Source organism: Acetomicrobium sp. S15 = DSM 107314 (genome assembly GCF_016125955.1).
GTDB lineage: Bacteria > Synergistota > Synergistia > Synergistales > Thermosynergistaceae > Thermosynergistes > Thermosynergistes pyruvativorans.
The window spans coordinates 1-310 of sequence record NZ_JADEVE010000287.1 but is presented as its reverse complement, the minus strand read 5'-3'; the positions used below and the strand labels follow the sequence as shown (position 1 = coordinate 310).

Below are 310 nucleotides of genomic sequence, written 5' to 3'. Positions count from 1 at the left end.
AACTGCTCGGTAACCTCCCTCCCGTTGACCAAGAAGCGCACCTGCTGTAGCGGTCTGACGTTGTCTACCACAGTGCGCACAATGCTCGTAACGACGAGCAGCGCGCTATCCGCCTGTAGGCTTTTGATGGAAGCCTTGCGCAAAAACGGACTCGCTGACACGAAAGTGATCGAGGCCATCATGGAAAAGGGATCTTTGAAAGAAATCGATTGGCCAGAAGAGATCAAGAGGGTCTTCGTGGTGGCTCATGACATCCAATTTGAATGGCATGTGAGGATGCAAGCTGCCTTTCAGGAATTCACCGACAACG

Annotated in this window: 1 protein-coding gene and 1 pseudogene; one reads left to right on the top strand and one right to left on the bottom strand. The window is 52.3% G+C overall.

Annotated elements, in window-relative coordinates; translation table 11 throughout:
• Positions 1-182: pseudogene (locus tag EZM41_RS13800) on the bottom strand (GerMN domain-containing protein); the annotation flags it as partial.
• On the opposite strand from EZM41_RS13800, the gene EZM41_RS13795 reads away from it, so the two are divergent.
• Positions 127-310: hypothetical protein (locus tag EZM41_RS13795; protein WP_232619222.1), on the top strand; the 184-nt coding region annotated here is incomplete at its 3' end. The pseudogene EZM41_RS13800 and the gene EZM41_RS13795 sit on opposite strands and share 56 nt — an antisense overlap.